Origin of the sequence: Streptomyces sp. NPDC057638, from assembly GCF_042800315.1 — a bacterium.
Classification (GTDB): Bacteria; Actinomycetota; Actinomycetes; order Streptomycetales; family Streptomycetaceae; genus Streptomyces.
Genome location: NZ_JBHVHF010000621.1, coordinates 1 through 1,106, shown reverse-complemented (window position 1 = coordinate 1,106; position 1,106 = coordinate 1). Strand labels below are relative to the sequence as shown.

Below are 1,106 nucleotides of genomic sequence, written 5' to 3'. Positions count from 1 at the left end.
GGGCGGGGGCGTAAGACCCGTCGGCTGCGGGTGAGCCATGCCTTCCACTCGCCGCTGATGGATCCCATGCTCGCCGACTTCCGGGACATCGCCGAAACACTGACCTACCACCCCCCGACGATCCCGGTCGTCTCCGATGTCACCGGTGAGCCCGCGACGGCGGAGCTCCTCGGCTCCGCCGCGTACTGGGTCCGGCATGTCCGTGAGGCCGTGCGATTCGCCGACGTGGTGGGCTCCTTGGAGGCGGCGGGCGTCACGACCTTTGTCGAGCTCGGCCCCGACGCGGTACTCAGCGGTATGGGGCAGAGCGCTGTCGAGAACGACGAGATCGTCTTCGCCCCGGTGCTGCGCCGTGACCGCTCCGAGAGCCACGAACTGGTCTCCGCGCTGGCCCTGGTGCATGCGCGTGGTGCCGCCACCGTCGACTGGCGGGCGTTCTTCGCCCCGCGGTCACCGAGCCGCGCCGACCTGCCGACGTATGCCTTCCAGCGTGAGCACTACTGGCTGGAGAGTGTGGGACGGCGTCCGGAGAGCGGAGTCCCGCGGGGGGCGGACGGCTGGCGTTACCGGGTCGAGTGGCGACCGCTGGCTGAGCCCGCCTCCTCGCCCGCCCTGTCGGGCACATGGCTGCTGGTGGTCCCGGACGGGAACGCCGGGGACACGACGGTGGCCGCGGTCCGCGCCGCCCTGACCGGTCAGGGCGCACACGTTCTGGACGCCGTCGTCCCCGCGGCACAGGGCGATCGGGACCTGTACGCCGAGAAACTGAGCAGTGCGGTTGGTTCTGTGGGTGGGTTGGCTGGTGTGTTGTCGTTGGTGGGGTTGGCGGGTGGTGGTGTGGGGTCTGCTGTTGCTTTGGTGCAGGCGTTGGGTGATGTGGGTGTTGGGGCTCCGGTGTGGTTGGCGACGTGTGGTGCTGTGTCGGTGGGTGGGGTGGATGGGTTGGTTTCGGTGGTGCAGGCGCAGTTGTGGGGGTTGGGTGTGACGGCGGGGTTGGAGTTGCCGGAGCGGTGGGGTGGTGTGGTGGATTTGCCTGAGGTGGTGGATGAGCGGGCGGGTGTGCGGTTGTGTGGGGTGTTGGCGGGTGTGGGTGGTGAGGATCAGGT

General features: G+C 69.4%; 1 pseudogene. It reads left to right on the top strand.

The features are described from left to right. Positions 1-57: 57 nt before the first annotated feature. A pseudogene (locus ACFVIM_RS35270) lies at positions 58-1,106 on the top strand (polyketide synthase); the annotation flags it as partial.